This is a genomic window from Pseudomonas sp. GW823-FHT02E01 (assembly GCF_058797535.1).
Window position 1 is genome coordinate 124,138 of record NZ_JBXAJS010000007.1, and the last position, 15,478, is coordinate 139,615.

The 15,478-nt window shown below is 60.1% G+C and carries 15 protein-coding genes; 9 read left to right on the forward strand and 6 right to left on the reverse strand.

The features are described 5' to 3' along the window. Position 1 precedes the first annotated feature (1 nt). The 3 genes from AC1RDQ_RS18515 to exaC form a co-directional block, all read right to left on the reverse strand. On the reverse strand, positions 2 to 1,396 hold the full coding sequence (locus AC1RDQ_RS18515; RefSeq protein ID WP_340314746.1) for an ethanolamine ammonia-lyase subunit EutB: 1,395 nt from the start codon (positions 1,394 to 1,396) through the stop codon (positions 2 to 4). Positions 1,397 to 1,587: 191 nt separating this feature from the next. Then, the gene (gene eat, locus AC1RDQ_RS18520; protein ID WP_057713144.1) at positions 1,588 to 2,961 is read right to left on the reverse strand and encodes an ethanolamine permease; all 1,374 of its coding nucleotides are present in this window, start codon (positions 2,959 to 2,961) and stop codon (positions 1,588 to 1,590) included. A 271-nt stretch (positions 2,962 to 3,232) separates the two neighbouring features. Then, on the reverse strand, positions 3,233 to 4,753 hold the full coding sequence (exaC, locus tag AC1RDQ_RS18525; RefSeq protein WP_034148108.1) for an acetaldehyde dehydrogenase ExaC: 1,521 nt from the start codon (positions 4,751 to 4,753) through the stop codon (positions 3,233 to 3,235). A 299-nt stretch (positions 4,754 to 5,052) separates the two neighbouring features. Between exaC and AC1RDQ_RS18530 the strand changes: the two genes are divergently transcribed. The 4 genes from AC1RDQ_RS18530 (at position 5,053) to AC1RDQ_RS18545 (ending at position 9,379) form a co-directional block, all read left to right on the forward strand. After that, positions 5,053 to 6,966: a sigma-54-dependent Fis family transcriptional regulator gene (locus AC1RDQ_RS18530; RefSeq protein WP_090451607.1), complete on the forward strand. Its 1,914-nt coding sequence runs from the start codon at positions 5,053 to 5,055 to the stop codon at positions 6,964 to 6,966. Positions 6,967 to 7,123: 157 nt separating this feature from the next. Then, entirely contained in the window at positions 7,124 to 8,473 is a 1,350-nt protein-coding gene (mpl, locus tag AC1RDQ_RS18535; RefSeq protein ID WP_090451605.1) for a UDP-N-acetylmuramate:L-alanyl-gamma-D-glutamyl-meso-diaminopimelate ligase, read from the forward strand. Continuing rightward, positions 8,470 to 9,102, forward strand: a complete 633-nt coding sequence (gene ubiX, locus AC1RDQ_RS18540) for a flavin prenyltransferase UbiX (RefSeq protein ID WP_057713147.1) — start codon at positions 8,470 to 8,472, stop codon at positions 9,100 to 9,102. Before mpl ends, ubiX begins: the two co-directional genes overlap by 4 nt. Continuing rightward, complete coding sequence (locus AC1RDQ_RS18545) at positions 9,095 to 9,379, forward strand: YceK/YidQ family lipoprotein (RefSeq protein ID WP_218497953.1); 285 nt, start codon at positions 9,095 to 9,097, stop codon at positions 9,377 to 9,379. The genes ubiX and AC1RDQ_RS18545 overlap by 8 nt, the downstream gene beginning before the upstream one ends. A 48-nt stretch (positions 9,380 to 9,427) precedes the next feature. Here AC1RDQ_RS18545 and AC1RDQ_RS18550 read toward each other — a convergent pair whose 3' ends face one another. The 3 genes from AC1RDQ_RS18550 to AC1RDQ_RS18560 form a co-directional block, all read right to left on the reverse strand. Continuing rightward, entirely contained in the window at positions 9,428 to 10,069 is a 642-nt protein-coding gene (locus AC1RDQ_RS18550) for an oxidoreductase (RefSeq protein WP_057713149.1), read from the reverse strand. Between the two features lie 27 nt (positions 10,070 to 10,096). Then, on the reverse strand, positions 10,097 to 11,815 hold the full coding sequence (locus tag AC1RDQ_RS18555; RefSeq protein ID WP_057713150.1) for a C13 family peptidase: 1,719 nt from the start codon (positions 11,813 to 11,815) through the stop codon (positions 10,097 to 10,099). A 115-nt stretch (positions 11,816 to 11,930) separates the two neighbouring features. Then, on the reverse strand, positions 11,931 to 12,386 hold the full coding sequence (locus tag AC1RDQ_RS18560) for a MaoC family dehydratase (protein ID WP_057713151.1): 456 nt from the start codon (positions 12,384 to 12,386) through the stop codon (positions 11,931 to 11,933). 193 nt (positions 12,387 to 12,579) lie between these two features. On the opposite strand from AC1RDQ_RS18560, the gene AC1RDQ_RS18565 reads away from it, so the two are divergent. The 5 genes from AC1RDQ_RS18565 to AC1RDQ_RS18585 all read left to right on the forward strand — a co-directional run bounded on the left by AC1RDQ_RS18565 (position 12,580) and on the right by AC1RDQ_RS18585 (position 15,416). After that, positions 12,580 to 12,942 carry a CidA/LrgA family protein gene (locus tag AC1RDQ_RS18565; RefSeq protein ID WP_057713152.1) on the forward strand — a complete coding sequence of 121 codons (363 nt, stop codon included), beginning with the start codon at positions 12,580 to 12,582 and terminating at the stop codon, positions 12,940 to 12,942. Continuing rightward, positions 12,939 to 13,655, forward strand: coding sequence for an LrgB family protein (locus tag AC1RDQ_RS18570; RefSeq protein WP_057713153.1), 717 nt, complete (start codon positions 12,939 to 12,941; stop codon positions 13,653 to 13,655). Before AC1RDQ_RS18565 ends, AC1RDQ_RS18570 begins: the two co-directional genes overlap by 4 nt. 10 nt (positions 13,656 to 13,665) lie before the next feature. Next, positions 13,666 to 14,256: an LON peptidase substrate-binding domain-containing protein gene (locus AC1RDQ_RS18575; RefSeq protein WP_046041675.1), complete on the forward strand. Its 591-nt coding sequence runs from the start codon at positions 13,666 to 13,668 to the stop codon at positions 14,254 to 14,256. Between the two features lie 144 nt (positions 14,257 to 14,400). Further along, positions 14,401 to 14,769: a hypothetical protein gene (locus AC1RDQ_RS18580; RefSeq protein ID WP_057713154.1), complete on the forward strand. Its 369-nt coding sequence runs from the start codon at positions 14,401 to 14,403 to the stop codon at positions 14,767 to 14,769. Positions 14,770 to 15,254: 485 nt separating this feature from the next. Then, positions 15,255 to 15,416, forward strand: a complete 162-nt coding sequence (locus AC1RDQ_RS18585) for a hypothetical protein (protein ID WP_157858919.1) — start codon at positions 15,255 to 15,257, stop codon at positions 15,414 to 15,416. The last annotated feature ends 62 nt before the right edge of the window (positions 15,417 to 15,478 follow it).

Below are 15,478 nucleotides of genomic sequence, written 5' to 3' on the forward strand. Positions count from 1 at the left end.
CTCATCCCAGTTGCGCCAAGGCCTGCCGGAAGGCTGGCGGCAGGCTGTCGCCGAAGAGAACCCTGCCATCGGCTTGAGTGAAGATGCCCATTCTCGCCAGCCACTGTTCGAATTCCGGTGCGGGCTTCAACCCCAGGGTTTGCCGGGCGTAGAGCGCATCGTGGAACGAAGTGGTCTGGTAGTTGAGCATGATGTCGTCGGAGCCGGGGATGCCCATGATGAAGTTGATCCCGGCGACGCCCAGCAGGGTCAGCAGGGTGTCCATGTCGTCCTGGTCGGCTTCGGCGTGGTTGGTGTAGCAGATGTCGCAACCCATGGGCACACCGAGCAATTTGCCGCAGAAGTGGTCTTCAAGGCCGGCGCGGATGATCTGTTTGCCGTTGTACAGGTATTCCGGGCCGATGAAGCCGACGACGGTGTTCACCAGAAACGGTTTGAAATGCCGCGCCACGGCGTAGGCGCGGGTTTCGCAGGTTTGCTGATCGACGCCGTGATGGGCGTTGGCTGACAGCGCGCTGCCCTGGCCGGTTTCGAAGTACATCAGGTTCTGGCCCAGCGTGCCGCGATTGAGGCTCAAACCTGCGTCGTAACCTTCCTGCAATATATTGAGGTTGATGCCGAAACTGGCGTTGGCCGCTTCGGTGCCGGCGATCGACTGGAATACCAGGTCCAATGGGACGCCGCGATTGATCGCTTCGATCGACGTGGTGACATGGGTTAGCACGCACGCCTGGGTCGGGATTTCGTAGCGCTGGATGATCGCGTCGAGCATTTCCAGCATGGCGCAAATCGAGGCGATGCTGTCGGTGGCCGGGTTGATGCCGATCATGGCATCGCCGTTGCCGTGCAGCAGGCCGTCGAGAATGCTTGCGGCGATACCGGCCGGTTCGTCGGTAGGGTGGTTCGGTTGCAGGCGCGTGGACAGTCGCCCGCGCAGGCCCAGGGTGCCGCGGAATTTCGTGACCACACGGATTTTCTGCGCCACCAGCACCAGATCCTGCACGCGCATGATCTTCGACACCGCGGCAACCATTTCCGGGGTCAGGCCGGGGGCGAGGGCGCGCAGAACCTGCTCATCGGCGGCATCGCTGAGCAGCCAATCGCGAAAGCCGCCGACGGTAAGGTGGCTGACGACCGAGAAGGCTTGTTTGTCGTGGGTGTCGATGATCAGGCGGGTGACTTCATCGGACTCATAGGGAATCAACACTTCTTGCAGGAAGTGGGATAGCGGAATGTCGGCCAAAGTCATCTGTGCCGCGACGCGCTCGCCGTCATTGAGGGCCGCGACACCGGCCAGAAAATCCCCGGAGCGCGCTGGGCTGGCCTTGGCCATCACATCCTTGAGGCTGTCGAAGCGATAGGTCTGGGCGCCGACGGAATGGGCATATACGGCCATGGGGCGGAGTCCTCCTGTTCTCTAGCTAACACTGTCAATCCCTGTGGGAGCGAGCTTGCTCGCGATGACGGTTTCAAATCCAACGCATGTGTCGAATGAATATCCGCTATCGCGAGCAAGCTCGCTCCCACATGGAGCCTCTGTGCACTTTGATAAGGCAGGCACCGGCAAAAATCCCGGTGCCGGTGCATTCAGATACCTTCGAGCATAGCGTCTGCCGGTGCCTCGGAGCGTTGCTTGGCAGTCAACTGGAAGTACAGGTACCCGGCAACCATAAAGCCGAGGAAAACCAGGCCGATCAAGGTGTTGAACCAGGCCATCGCCACCAGGCACACCACCGCCAGGAACAGCGCGATCCCCGGCACGATCGGATAGCCCGGCGCGCGGAAGGTGCGCTCCAGGTTCGGTTCGGTCTTACGCAGCTTGAACAGGCTCAGCATACTGATGATGTACATCACGATGGCGCCGAATACCGACATGGTGATCATCGCCGCCGTCAGGCTCATGCCTTGCAGGTTGACCAGGCCGTCGCTGTAGATCGCCGCGATGCCGATCACGCCGCCGGCCAGAATCGCCCGATGCGGCGTCTGGAAGCGCGAGAGTTTGGCCAGCCCCTTGGGCAGGTAACCGGCGCGAGCCAGGGCGAAGAACTGCCGGGAATAGCCAAGAATGATCCCGTGGAAACTTGCCACCAGACCGAACAGACCGATCCATACCAGCATGTGCATCCAGGTCGAATTATCGCCGACCACAGCTTTCATCGCCTGGGGCAGCGGATCGTTGATGTTCGACAGTTGACGCCAGTCGCCGACGCCGCCGGCCATCACCATCACGCCGATGGCCAGGAACACCAGGGTCAGAATGCCGCTGACATAGGCTCTGGGGATCGTGCGTTTCGGGTCCTTGGCTTCCTCGGCGGCCATGGCCGCGCCTTCGATGGCGAGGAAGAACCAGATCGCAAAGGGGATCGCCGCAAAAATCCCGGGAATCGAGCCCATCGTGAACTCGTTCGAACCCGACCAGCCATTGAGCACGAAGTTGCTGAAGCTGAAGCCTGGGGCGACCACGCCCATGAATACAAGCAACTCAGCGACTGCCAGCACGGTGACCACCAACTCGAAGGTGGCCGCGATGCTGACACCTAGGATATTCAGGCCCATGAACACGAAATAGGCGCCAACGGCGGCGATCTTCGGGTCCAGTTCCGGGTATTGCACATTGAGGTAGGCACCGATGGCCATGGCGATGGCCGGTGGCGCAAAGACGAATTCGATCAGGGTGGCGATGCCGGCGATCAACCCGCCTTTCTCACCAAAGGCCCGGCGGCTGTAGGCAAACGGTCCGCCAGCGTGGGGAATCGCCGTCGTCAGTTCGGTAAAACTGAAGATGAAGCAGGTGTACATCGTCGCCACCATCAACGCGGTGACGAGAAAACCCAATGTGCCTGCGGTGCCCCAGCCGTAACTCCAGCCGAAGTACTCGCCGGAAATCACCAGGCCGACGGCAATGCCCCATAAATGCAGGGTGCCGAGTGTGGGTTTGAGCTGTGTGGAAGAAATAGTCATAAGTCCTCTCTAATTTTTATTGTTCGATCTTTTGGACTTTCGGGTGCGACGGGTTGGGTGCAATTCCTGAATGACGGGTAGGCAAGGCCCGTGCCAGAGCGGCCAGCCTTTTGTGTTGTGTCATTTAAGTCGCTATCGCGAGCAAGCTCGCTCCCACAGGGTTCTGTGTCAGGTCTCAACAGCTGGATTCACCACAAAAACCTGTGGGAGCGGGCTTGCTCGCGAAGGCGGTAGAAAGGGCGACACAGAGTTAACTGTGTCGCCCCCGGTTTTAGAAGAAGCCCAGCGGATTGATGTCGTAGCTCACCAGCAGGTTTTTGGTCTGCTGATAGTGGTCGAGCATCATCTTGTGGGTTTCACGACCGACGCCGGACTTCTTGTACCCGCCGAACGCGGCGTGCGCCGGGTACAGGTGGTAGCAGTTGGTCCACACCCGACCGGCCTTGATGGCGCGGCCCATGCGGTAGGCGCGGTTGATGTCGCGGGTCCAGAGGCCGGCGCCCAGGCCGAACTCGGTGTCGTTGGCGATGGCCAGGGCTTCGGCTTCGTCCTTGAAGGTGGTGATGCTCACCACCGGACCGAAGATTTCTTCCTGGAACACGCGCATTTTGTTGGTGCCCTTGAGCAGCGTCGGCTGGATGTAATACCCGCTCGCCAGGTTGCCCTCGAGTTTTTCGACCTTGCCGCCGGTCAGCAGCTCGGCGCCTTCGCCCTTGGCGATTTCCAGGTACGAAAGGATTTTGTCGAATTGCTGTTCGGACGCCTGGGCGCCGACCATGGTGTCGGTGTCCAGCGGGTCGCCACGTTTGATTTGCAGGACTTTTTTCATCACGACGGCCATGAACTCGTCGTAGATCGACTCTTGCACCAGCGCCCGGGAAGGGCAGGTGCAGACTTCGCCCTGGTTGAAGAATGCCAGCACCAGGCCTTCGGCGGCCTTCTCGATGAAGGATGGTTCGGCTTTCATGATGTCTTCGAAGAAGATGTTCGGCGACTTGCCACCCAGCTCCACGGTGGACGGAATGATGTTTTCGGCCGCGCATTTCATGATGTGCGAGCCGACCGGGGTCGAGCCGGTGAAGGCAATCTTGGCGATGCGTTTGCTGGTGGCCAGGGCTTCGCCGGCTTCTTTGCCAAAGCCTTGCACGATGTTCAGCACGCCCGGTGGCAGCAGGTCGCCGATCAGTTCGACCAGCACGGTGATGCCCAGCGGGGTTTGCTCGGCGGGTTTGAGCACCACGCAGTTGCCGGCAGCCAGCGCCGGGGCGAGTTTCCAGGCGGCCATCAGGATCGGGAAGTTCCACGGAATGATCTGCCCGACCACGCCCAGCGGTTCATGGATGTGATAGGCCACGGTGTTGCCGTCGATTTCGGCGGCGCTGCCTTCCTGGGCGCGGATGCAACCGGCGAAGTAGCGGAAGTGGTCGGCGGCCAGAGGGATGTCGGCGTTGAGGGTTTCGCGAACGGCTTTGCCGTTGTCCCAGGATTCGGTGATCGCCAGCAGTTCGAGGTTCTGTTCGATGCGGTCGGCGATTTTCAGCAGCACCAGCGAGCGTGCCTGGGCGGACGTGGCGCCCCAGGCATCGGCCGCCGCGTGGGCAGCGTCCAGGGCCTTGTCGATGTCTTCGGCCGTGGAGCGGGGGAATTCGGCAATCGGTTGACCATTCACTGGCGAGGTATTGGTGAAGTACTGACCTTTGACAGGCGCGACGAACTCGCCGCCGATGTAATTACCGTATTTGGCTTTGAACGAAACGATAGCGCCTTCAGTACCGGGGTGAGCGTAACGCATGGTGGTCTCTCCTTGCTTTTGTGCTTATAGGGAGTCGCGCATGTGCGCTTGCTTTAAGCGTAGAGCAAGGGGCGGGCCAGTGCCTTGCATGTCAGGTAAATCAAGGCCTTGCGAAGTTTTTGTCGGACGGGCGGGTAGCGCCTGTGACGCTTTCGGTACAGCCTGGGTGACACTTTGTACCCTTTGTGGCACGGCTTGTGACCAACCGGTCTTGCAGGCATTGCAATGCGGGCCGGGCTGGAGGATGCTCGGCATCACCTCATGCACGGGTCGCCGAGCCCCGGGGAGAATAATAAGAAATGCACGACAACCATTTGAGTCGCCATGCCCAGCAAGTATTGACGGTGACCCAGGGCAAGACCCACCTGCACGGTCCGGGTAGCGATCCGTCCATCGCCCGTTCCTGGCTGCGCTGCCTTGAGGACTATCACCTCGATCCGGCCCTGAGCATCGCGCCGACGGTGCTGGAACATGGCCGTGTCCTGGAAAGCCGCGAGCGCTTGCAGCAAGTGCTGCACATCGCCGGCAATGAAATGACCAGCCTGCATCAACAGCTCTCCGGCGCCGGCCATGCAGTGCTGCTGACCGACGCCCGCGGTGTGATCCTCAACTGCGTCACCGCGCCCGCCGAACGACAGATCTTCGAGCGCGCCGGTCTTTGGCTCGGGGCCGACTGGAGCGAGGCCTGCGAAGGCACTAACGGTATCGGCACCTGTCTGGTGGAGCGTCAGTCGCTGACCATCCATCAGGACGAACACTTTCGCGGCCGCCACACCGGCCTGACCTGTTCGGCGAGCCCGGTCTTCGATCCCCATGGCGAATTGCTGGCGGTGCTCGACGTGTCGTCGGCGCGGCGCGATGTGTCGCGGCAAAGCCAGTTCCACACCATGGCACTGGTCAACCTGTCGGCGAAGATGATCGAGAGCTGCTACTTCCTGCGCTGCTTCGACAACCAATGGTTGTTGCGTTTTCACTTGCAAGCCGAGTCCGTCGGTTTGTTCAGCGAAGGGCTGCTGGCGTTCGACGGGGAAGGGCGCATTTGCGCGGTCAACCAGAGTGCGCTGAACCTGCTGGGACATATTCGCGGCGGCTTGCTGGGTAAGCCGGTGGAGGCGTTTTTCGATTGCTCGCTCGATGAGTTGCTCGGTCGCGCAAGCACCAATGCCGCCGCCAGTTGGCCGTTGCGCACCCGTGATGGTCGCAAGCTGTTTGCGGTATTGCGCGGTGAGGCACGGCGGCCGCTGCCAACTCCGTTGGTGCCAGCGGCCAAGGTCGCACAAGCACCGCGCCTGTCGGGCATTTGCCTGGATGACGCGACGTTGCAGGCGGACTTCCGCAAAGCCTTGCGCGTCTACGAGCGCGACGTACCGCTGCTGATCAACGGCGAAACCGGGTCAGGCAAGGAGGCCTTTGCCAAAGCGGTGCACCACGCCAGCCAGCGGGCGGAGAAAGCCTTTGTCGCCCTCAATTGCGCGGCCATTCCCGAAAGCCTGATCGAAAGCGAGCTGTTCGGATATCGCGGCGGCAGCTTTACCGGTGCACGCAAGGAGGGGATGCGCGGCAAGTTGCAACAAGCCGATGGCGGGACCTTGTTCCTCGATGAAATCGGTGACATGCCACTGGCCTTGCAGACGCGCTTGCTGAGGGTGCTCGAAGACCGGCAAGTGGTGCCGATCGGCGGCGAGCCGGAATCGGTGAATGTGCGGATCATCAGTGCCACTCACCGTAAGTTGCTGGATCGTGTGCAGGACGGCAGCTTCCGTGAGGATTTGTATTACCGGCTCAACGGGCTGGAAGTCGCGTTGCCGGCCTTGCGTGATCGTAGCGACAAATCCCGGTTGCTCGACTTTTTGCTGGCCGAGGAGGCGGGCGGAGAAACCGTATTGATCGACGGGCCGGCGCGGGAGGCCTTATTGGGGTTCGCCTGGCCGGGTAACGTGCGGCAGTTGCGAAATGTGCTACGTACCTTGGCAGCACTGTGTGAGGACGGGCGGATTGGCCTGGAGGATTTGCCTGCGATGATTCGCCAGGCGCGGCCGGTGGTGTCGACGATTGAAGAAGCTTCGGAACATCCGCTGGAAGATGCCGAGCGGCTGGCGCTACTCACGGCGCTGGAGCAGACGCGCTGGCATATGACGCATACAGCGGAGCAGTTGGGGGTCAGTCGCAATACCCTTTATCGGAAGCTGCGCAAGCACGGTATCGCCCGATAAACCGCGTCGAACCATTCGCGAGCAAGCCCGCTCCCACAGGGTACACGCGGTCCCTGTGGGAGAGGGCTTGCTCGCGAAGGCGTCCTCAACTCTGAAACATCAGGTGCGATTTTCCCCTCCCTAAGCTAACCTGCGGCCATGTTTTACGAGGTCGACTATGCACATTCATATTCTTGGTATCTGCGGCACTTTCATGGGGTCAATGGCGGTTCTGGCCAAAGAGCTGGGCCATCACGTGACGGGCTCCGATGCCAACGTCTATCCGCCGATGAGCACTCAGCTGGAAGCCCAGGGCATTGAATTGACCCAAGGCTACGACCCGGCGCAACTCGATCCGGCCCCTGATCTGGTGGTGATCGGCAACGCCATGTCCCGGGGCAACCCGGCTGTGGAGTACGTGCTGAACAAAGGCCTGCCCTACGTCTCCGGCCCACAATGGCTGGCCGATCACGTGCTGCAAGGTCGCTGGGTACTGGCGGTTGCCGGTACGCACGGCAAGACCACCACCAGCAGCATGTTGGCCTGGGTGCTGGAACACGCGGGCATGAGTCCGGGCTTCCTGATCGGTGGCGTGCCGCAGAATTTCTCGGTGTCGGCGCGCCTGGGTGGCACGCCGTTCTTCGTCATCGAAGCCGACGAATACGACAGCGCCTTTTTCGACAAGCGCTCCAAGTTCGTGCACTACCGCCCGCGCACGGCAATCCTGAACAATCTCGAATTCGATCACGCGGACATCTTCCCGGACCTGCCGGCCATCGAGCGGCAGTTCCATCACTTGGTGCGGACCATTCCGAGCGAAGGCCTGGTGATTCATCCGACCACCGAGCCGGCGCTGCAGCGTGTCATCGAGATGGGCTGCTGGACTCCGGTGCAGACCACGGGTGCCGGCGGCCAGTGGCAGGTCAAGTTGCTCAGCGAAGACGGCTCGGCCTTTGAAGTGATGTTTGAAGGTGTTTCCCAAGGCGTGGTCGAGTGGGACATGACCGGTCAGCACAACGTCGCCAACGCACTGGCTACCCTGGCTGCGGCGCGCCACGTCGGCGTCGTGCCGTCCATGGGCATCGCCGCGTTGAGCGCCTTCAAAAGCGTGAAGCGCCGGATGGAAAAAGTCGCGGAAGTGGGTGGCGTCACCATTTATGACGACTTCGCTCACCACCCGACCGCCATTGCCACCACGCTGGATGGCCTGCGCAAACGCATCGGCGATGCGCCGTTGATCGCGATCATCGAGCCGCGTTCCAACTCCATGAAGCTTGGCGCGCACCGCGACGGATTGCCGGAAAGCGTGGTCGATGCCGATCAGGTGATCTGGTACGCCCCGGCCAACCTCGGCTGGGACCTGGCGGCCACGGCGGCGCTGTGCACCGTGCCGTCGATTGTCAGCGACTCCCTGGAAGGCATCATCGAACGCGTGAAGAGTCAGGCGCAACCAGGCACTCACGTGGTGATCATGAGCAACGGCGGCTTCGGCGGCCTGCACGGCAAACTCGCCGAGGCGCTAAAATGAACAACGGCCCGGACCGCATCACCCTGGCGATGACCGGCGCTTCCGGTGCTCAGTACGGTTTGCGCCTGCTCGACTGCCTGGTGCGGGAAGATCGTGAAGTGCACTTCCTGATTTCCAAGGCGGCGCAATTGGTGATGGCCACCGAAACCGACGTCACGCTGCCGGCCAAGCCGCAGATGATGCAGGCGTTCCTCACCGAATACACGGGGGCTGCCGCCGGGCAGATTCGCGTGTATGGCAAGGAAGACTGGATGTCGCCAGTGGCTTCGGGCTCCGGTTCGCCGGCGGCGATGGTGGTGGTGCCGTGTTCCACCGGCACTCTGTCGGCTATTGCCACCGGTGCCTGCAACAACCTGATCGAGCGTGCCGCCGACGTGACGCTCAAGGAACGTCGGCAGCTGATCCTGGTACCCCGTGAAGCACCGTATTCGAGCATCCATCTGGAGAACATGCTCAAGTTGTCGAACATGGGCGTGACGATTCTGCCGGCATCGCCGGGCTTCTATCATCAACCGCAAACCATCGATGACCTGATCGACTTTGTCGTGGCGCGGATCCTTAACGTGCTCAATATTCCTCAGGACATGTTGCCGCGCTGGGGCGAGCATCATCTGACCAGTGATGAATAAGCTGCTGGTGATGTTGCTGGCGCTGCAATTGGCCGGGTGCGCCACGGCGCGCACCCTCGATGCGGCCAAGCCGGGGGCGCCGGTGGTGTACGCCGGGACTCGCCTGGATTTGTACGCAATGAACGGTGGGTGCTGTGCGATGGACCGATTCGGCGCCGAAGCACCGACCTATCCGGGTGTTGATCTGCCGGCCAGTGCGTTGCTCGACACGCTGCTGTTGCCACTGTCGTTGCTGACGGTGATAGGGGTGAGTTTTCAGGCGACGGGTGGATTGTAAGAGGGCGTTGTGGCGAGGGGGCAAGCTCCCTCGCCACAGGTTCGCGCTTTACTTGCCCAACTTCCTCAGCTCATCCGACTCTACAATCCTGATCCCGTCCTGCTCTTCCAGCGCCAGGCGCCACATCGCGCGAGCCAGTTGGCAGGCTTCGATACCATGGTATTTACCAGGGATCAGCCGAGATAACGGGCCGGCGACTTTCTCGCCCAGTCGCGGCTCGGTGCGATCACCCAGCAACAGCGAAGGGCGGCAGATGGTCAGCTGCGGCCAGTCCTGCGCACGCAGTGCGTACTCCATCTCGCCTTTGACCCGGTTGTAGAGAATCGAGGATCTGCGATCGGCTCCCAGAGCACTGATCACGATCAGGTGCCGTGCGCCCATCTCCCGTGCGCGTTTGGCAAAGGCCACGACCATGTCCAGGTCCACCGCGCGGAACGCCTGTTCCGAGCCTGCCTGTTTGATGGTGGTGCCCAGGCAACAGTAGGCGATGTCGACACGGCCGTTCAGCTGCGGCAGAAACTCCGCCGGGTCGCCGACGGGGTTTTCAAGGTGCGGGTGCTCGGCCAATGGCCTGCGTGAGGGGGCCAATACCCGTGTAATCGTCGGCTCGTTAAGCAGGCGATCAAGCAGATGTTCACCGGTCAGGCCGGTGGCTCCGGCAAGCAATACGTGCTGAGGCGTCAAGTACATAGTGTTTCTCCCTTGATACTATTCAGCTTAGTTGCTGTTTGCATCCTTGCTTTCGATGGACGCACTTTGCAGCGCTTTTCGTGCCTGCTGTTTGCGCAGGAGTTGCCAATGCGAGAGGACGGTTTTCGGTGCCCAGATCTGTGGTTCGGACGCTTCGAAACCGTCCGCCAGCTCACGTTCGGCGACAGTGGCCTTGGCCAGTTTGAAGGCTTGTTCCAGGTCATCGGTCTGGTTCAGGGCCTGGGCGAACAGGGCATCTCCGAAATAAGTGAAGTTGGCTTCCTCCGAGCAACCGAAGGACACTCGGTCGGCCCGCGAGGCCGTCATGATCAGGGTCCGCTCATCCTTGAGGGCGGGAATGAAACCGCCGGAGTAGCAGGACGAAATCACGATGATCTTGTCGCGGTTTTTCAGGGGGGCGAGAACAGCGGCCAATTCGTCGGCTGGCAGATCGGCCAATTCCATGCGTGGCTGGTCAAGCACCAGTTCGTGTTCGCTGGTGCCGTGGCTGGTCAGGTAGATGAAAATCAGGTCTTCCGGACCGCTGCGTTCGGCCAGCGTCAGGGCAGCCCGGCGCAGGTTTTCCCGGGTAGCCATCGGGCGGTCGGCGAGGTGGTCACGATGGTTCACCAAGCGGATCTGGCCAAGGGTGCCAAAACGGGTGGTGAGCATGTTGGCGACGTAGTCGGATTCGCGCAGAAACACGCTTTGCTTGCCATCACCCCCCAGGCTCAACGAATACAGCTCCACCGCCGGCGTCGAGTGTGGAACGTTGGCCAGCGCTGCGTCGAGCAGGCGGCCCTGGGCCAGCAGGCCGAGTTCCAGGGTGTCGGGCAATAATTTGCCTTCGGTGTCGCGTACGCGCTGGCCGTTGATCCAGGTGCCGCTAAGTACGGTGCCATCGGTCAACACCAATGTGCCGCGCCCTTGGTAACTGTCGTTGTCGAACTGGCCGGTGTAAAAGCTGCCGTCGGACAGGTTCAGGCGGCCCTGGCCGGAAAAACGCCAGTCATTGAACTGGCCGATGTAGTGGCTGCCGTCAGTGCCGATCAACTCGCCCTTGCCGTTCAGCGAGCCTTCCTTGAACTGTCCCAGCCAGACATCGCCGTCGGCGTTTTCGTAGCGGCCCTTGCCGTGCAGTTGATTGTTCTTGAAGCTGCCGACATAGATGTCGCCGTCGGCGCTGTTGAAAGTCCCGTTGCCTTCCAGCTGGCCGTCGACGAAGTGCCCGGTGAACTGATTGCCGTTACCGTCGCCGCGCTGGCCTTCGCCATTGGGTTTGCCGTGGGCGAACTGGCCCTGATAGGAGCTGCCGTCTTCGAGTTCGAGGCGACCCAGGCCGGCGTATTGATCGGCCTTGAACTCTCCGCGATAGCTCATGCCGTTTTCTTTGAGGGTGCCTTCGCCGTTGCGCCGGCCGGCCTTGAAGCCGCCGCTGTAGCTGCTGGCGTTGGTGGTCAATGCCCCCTGGCCGTCGAACAGTCCCTGATTGAACTGACCGCGATAGACTTCGCCATTGCTGCCATGCCATTCGCCCTGGCCCTGCCACTGGCCCTTGTCGAATTCGCCGGCGTACCAGCTGCCGTTCGGGTAGTCGATACGCCCCTTGCCTTGCAGCAAGCCATTGACCAGGTCACCGCGATAGCGTCCGCCGTCCGGCAGGCGGGCGTCAGGAGGAAATGGCGATTCGCCGTCGCCGCAAGCGGTGAGCATCAAGGTCAAGGCAAGGAGTGCAAGTGGGCGCATAGCGGATTCCGGGCAATTAGGCGAGGGAGTATGCCGCAGCTATGTGTCCTTAATATAGGGTGAGGTTCCGCGTGAGGGCGCGAAACAGCATGAGCTGCTTCGCATCCGGCAAGGTTTATACGAAGCACAGAGACAGGGGTTCGGCGATGTACGCCGGTTTGTCCGAACCTTCGATTTCCAGGGTGGTGGTGGCCTTGAGCAGCCATTGGCCGGGTTTCTTCTCGATGACTTCGGTCAGGTCGACTTTCAGGCGCACTTTCGAATTGACCTTGACCGGCTGGATGAAACGCACGCTGTCGAGTCCGTAGTTGACCACCATCTTCAAGCCTTCGGGCATGACGAGGATGTCTTCCATCAGTTTCGGGATCAGCGACAACGACAGGAAGCCGTGAGCGATGGTGCCGCCAAATGGCGTTTGCGCGGCCTTGACCGGGTCGACGTGGATGAACTGAAAATCCCCTGTGGCTTCGGCGAACAGGTTGATGCGGTCCTGATCGATAGTGAGCCATTCGGAACGTCCAAGTTCCTTGCCGACATAATCTTTGAGCTCCGCAACTGGAACATAGGGCATTGAGACTCTCCTTGGGTTCATCGGTTTTATAGTTTTGGCTTGCGGGGATCTGACCTCCCGGCTTACTACTTTAGATCAACATGGCCAAACGCAGCGGTCAACTGACAATGCTTTTGGCGAATGCCGGTCTATAGCGCGAGCATGCTTATAATGCCCGGCCAATGCGGGTGATGGATTTTGCGGGAGAACTTTGATGTTGTTACGGGGCCTGACGTGGCTGGTGCTGTTCCAATTGCTCGGCACTGCGCTCAATCATTTGTTCTTGCCGGTGCTGCCGGGGCCGATTGTGGGGTTGCTGCTGTTGCTGGTGTACCTCATCTGTCGCGGGCAGGTTGGCGAGCCGCTGAACCTGGCGGCCAGTAGCCTGTTGCGTTACCTGCCCCTGTTGCTGGTGCCGCCGGCTGTGGGCGTGATGGTCTACGCCGCTGACATTGCGGCGGATTTCTGGGCCATTGTCGGTGCGCTGGTATTGTCGCTGCTGCTTTCCATGGCCTTCGCCGGGGTGCTGATGCATCGTATGGTCAAGGGGCACGCTCACTCCGAGGACAGCCAATGATCTTCGACTGGCACGGCGCCTGGACGTCGGTGATTCATCATCCCCTGTTTGGTATCGGCATTACTCTTGGCGCCTATCAACTCGTCCTGGCGGCATTCGAGAAAACCCGCTGGATCTTTTTGCAGCCGGTGTTGGTCTCCATGTTGTTGGTGATCGGCGTGCTGGTGGGCTGCGGCCTGACCTATGCCGAGTACCGCAAGAGCACCGAGATTCTCAGCATCCTGCTCGGCCCGGCCACTGTCGCGCTGGCGGTGCCGCTTTATCTCAACCTGCGACGGATTCGGCAGTTGTTCTGGCCGATATTTACTACGCTGGTGATAGGCGGGGTGGTGGCCACGGGGATGGGCGTGTTGCTGGGCTGGTCGTTCGGTGCCGAGCACATGATCCTGATGACCATGGCGCCGAAATCGGTGACTTCGCCTATCGCTATGTTGGTGGCCGAGCAGATCGGTGGTGTCGCGGCGCTGGCAGCGGTGTTCGTCTTGATTACGGGTGTGATCGGCGCGATTTTCGGCCCGGCGTTGTTGACCCGGCTGGGTGTGCATAGCCCGGAAGCCAGGGGTATGGCACTGGGCATGACGGCCCACGCGGTCGGCACGGCAGTGGCGATGCAGGAAAGTGAAGAGTGCGGCGCCTTCGCGGCGCTGGCGATGAGCCTGATGGGTGTGGCCACGGCGGTGCTCCTGCCGTTGGCGGTGTCGATGGTGGTGTAAGGAAATGTCTATGAGTCTGCCGCTTTTTCCGTTGAACACAGTGCTGTTTCCTGGCTGCATCCTCGACTTGCAGATCTTCGAGGCGCGCTATCTGGACATGATCGGCCGCTGCATGAAGCAGGGCGGCGGGTTCGGCGTGGTGTGCATCCTCGAGGGTGAGGAAGTCGGGATCGCCCCGGCGGGTTACGCCTTGGTCGGGTGTGAGGCGCTGATCACCGATTTCAAGCAACAGGACAACGGCCTGCTGGGGATTCGGGTTCAGGGCGGACGGCGTTTCCATGTATTACGAACGGAAGTCCAGCGCGATCAGTTGACCGTCGCCGAGGTCGAGTGGCTGGAAGACGAACCCGAGCAACCCTTGCAGGACGAAGATGCCGACCTGGTTGCGTTGCTCAAGGCCTTGGCTGAGCACCCGATGGTCGAAGCGTTGAACATGGGCACTGAGGCGACCGGGCAACAATCACTGGCCAATCAATTGGCGTACCTGTTGCCTTTCGCGGAACTGGACAAGATCGACCTGCTGCAACTTGATGATCCGCAGCAACGACTGGATGCGATTCAGGCGTTGCTGGATGAGTTGCAGGGGGAGTTGTTTGCCTGAGTGATTTTGGCGAACTTCCGATGGCTTGGCTGTATTTATTTCTAATAACTAAAAGTGATGGTTTGTATTGAGTGTTCACACGGTGGTGATTATATTTGCTGCGTCTGCATGAGGCGGGCGTTACATATATAAGGAGCTGTTATTGTGAAGAATTTTACTGGTGCCGAGCGTGCTTTGTGGGAGTTGTGCTTTTCTCGAATTATGGTCAACTATGTTTCTGCGCAATCACCGCAGGGCGAAGTTCAGTTTGCCGCGGACTCTGCAGCCAATGCGGCTAATGCGTTGATCCTGGTGCGTCGTTCGGGCCTGAATGGTGATCGTGATAATTATGAACAGCGGCTTTGGGATAGTTATGTGGGGGACGCTATGATCAAGTTTTCGACAGAGGTTCGTTGGAAACTTGAAGACTATGTTGTCATTGCCGGCCGCGTTGCCAAAAATGCCGATTCAGCCGTTGCGAAGTATCGCGGCACGGAAGGTTCGGAACTGCCAAGCTTTCCATTCGGAAGCTAAGTCGTAATATGGTTTTTTGGTAGTTGATGGTAAAGCGATTCCTTGAATGACGTTTTGTGGGCTGATGTTCCATTTGCGCCAAGGGACGAACGCAGGCTTCAAGAGCTCCATAACACCCTGTGGGAGCGAGCTTGCCCGCGAAGAGGCTCTTTCAGTCGATACTGATATCGCCTGACTCTCCGCCTTCGCGGGCAGGCCCGCCCCCACAGGATTCGATTTACTTCAGGTCCGACTCAGTCAGCTCAACACAAAGTAATCGCGATCTTCGAGCGGGCTAGTTCGACCTGCTGCAACTCGATGATCCGCAGCAGCGACTGAGTGCGATTCAGGCGTTACTGGATGAGTTGCAGGGGGAGTTGTTTACCTGAGCAGCATTTGGCAAACATTGCACTCGATTGCCAGCATTGCTGGGTACCGGTGTTTTGATTAGTTTGGGATCGCCCGTATAAAGCGGGCCACTTAAAAATATCAAAAGGATTTCAATGATGACTATTTTCACCAATGAGTGGGCGGCATGGGAAGCGGCCGCTGTAGGTTACCTGCTCAAACATGCAAGTTTTGGTCAGCCCTTCGAGGATACTGCAATTGCAGCAAGCCGGCTCGCTGATGCACTGATTCTGGAAATGCGTAAACGTCAACGTGCCTGATTGCAATTAGCTGAACGCATTCAAAAAGAACCCCGTCATATTGGTCGGGGTTCTTTTTTTAT

Bases quoted from the DNA above. Each gene is read 5' to 3' on its own strand.
- AC1RDQ_RS18515 (WP_340314746.1), bottom strand. From the start codon at position 1,396: ATGGCCGTATATGCCCATTCCGTCGGCGCCCAGACCTATCGCTTCGAC.
- eat (WP_057713144.1), bottom strand. From the start codon at position 2,961: ATGACTATTTCTTCCACACAGCTCAAACCCACACTCGGCACCCTGCAT.
- exaC (WP_034148108.1), bottom strand. From the start codon at position 4,753: ATGCGTTACGCTCACCCCGGTACTGAAGGCGCTATCGTTTCGTTCAAA.
- AC1RDQ_RS18530 (WP_090451607.1), top strand. From the start codon at position 5,053: ATGCACGACAACCATTTGAGTCGCCATGCCCAGCAAGTATTGACGGTG.
- mpl (WP_090451605.1), top strand. From the start codon at position 7,124: ATGCACATTCATATTCTTGGTATCTGCGGCACTTTCATGGGGTCAATG.
- ubiX (WP_057713147.1), top strand. From the start codon at position 8,470: ATGAACAACGGCCCGGACCGCATCACCCTGGCGATGACCGGCGCTTCC.
- AC1RDQ_RS18545 (WP_218497953.1), top strand. From the start codon at position 9,095: ATGAATAAGCTGCTGGTGATGTTGCTGGCGCTGCAATTGGCCGGGTGC.
- AC1RDQ_RS18550 (WP_057713149.1), bottom strand. From the start codon at position 10,069: ATGTACTTGACGCCTCAGCACGTATTGCTTGCCGGAGCCACCGGCCTG.
- AC1RDQ_RS18555 (WP_057713150.1), bottom strand. From the start codon at position 11,815: ATGCGCCCACTTGCACTCCTTGCCTTGACCTTGATGCTCACCGCTTGC.
- AC1RDQ_RS18560 (WP_057713151.1), bottom strand. From the start codon at position 12,386: ATGCCCTATGTTCCAGTTGCGGAGCTCAAAGATTATGTCGGCAAGGAA.
- AC1RDQ_RS18565 (WP_057713152.1), top strand. From the start codon at position 12,580: ATGTTGTTACGGGGCCTGACGTGGCTGGTGCTGTTCCAATTGCTCGGC.
- AC1RDQ_RS18570 (WP_057713153.1), top strand. From the start codon at position 12,939: ATGATCTTCGACTGGCACGGCGCCTGGACGTCGGTGATTCATCATCCC.
- AC1RDQ_RS18575 (WP_046041675.1), top strand. From the start codon at position 13,666: ATGAGTCTGCCGCTTTTTCCGTTGAACACAGTGCTGTTTCCTGGCTGC.
- AC1RDQ_RS18585 (WP_157858919.1), top strand. From the start codon at position 15,255: ATGACTATTTTCACCAATGAGTGGGCGGCATGGGAAGCGGCCGCTGTA.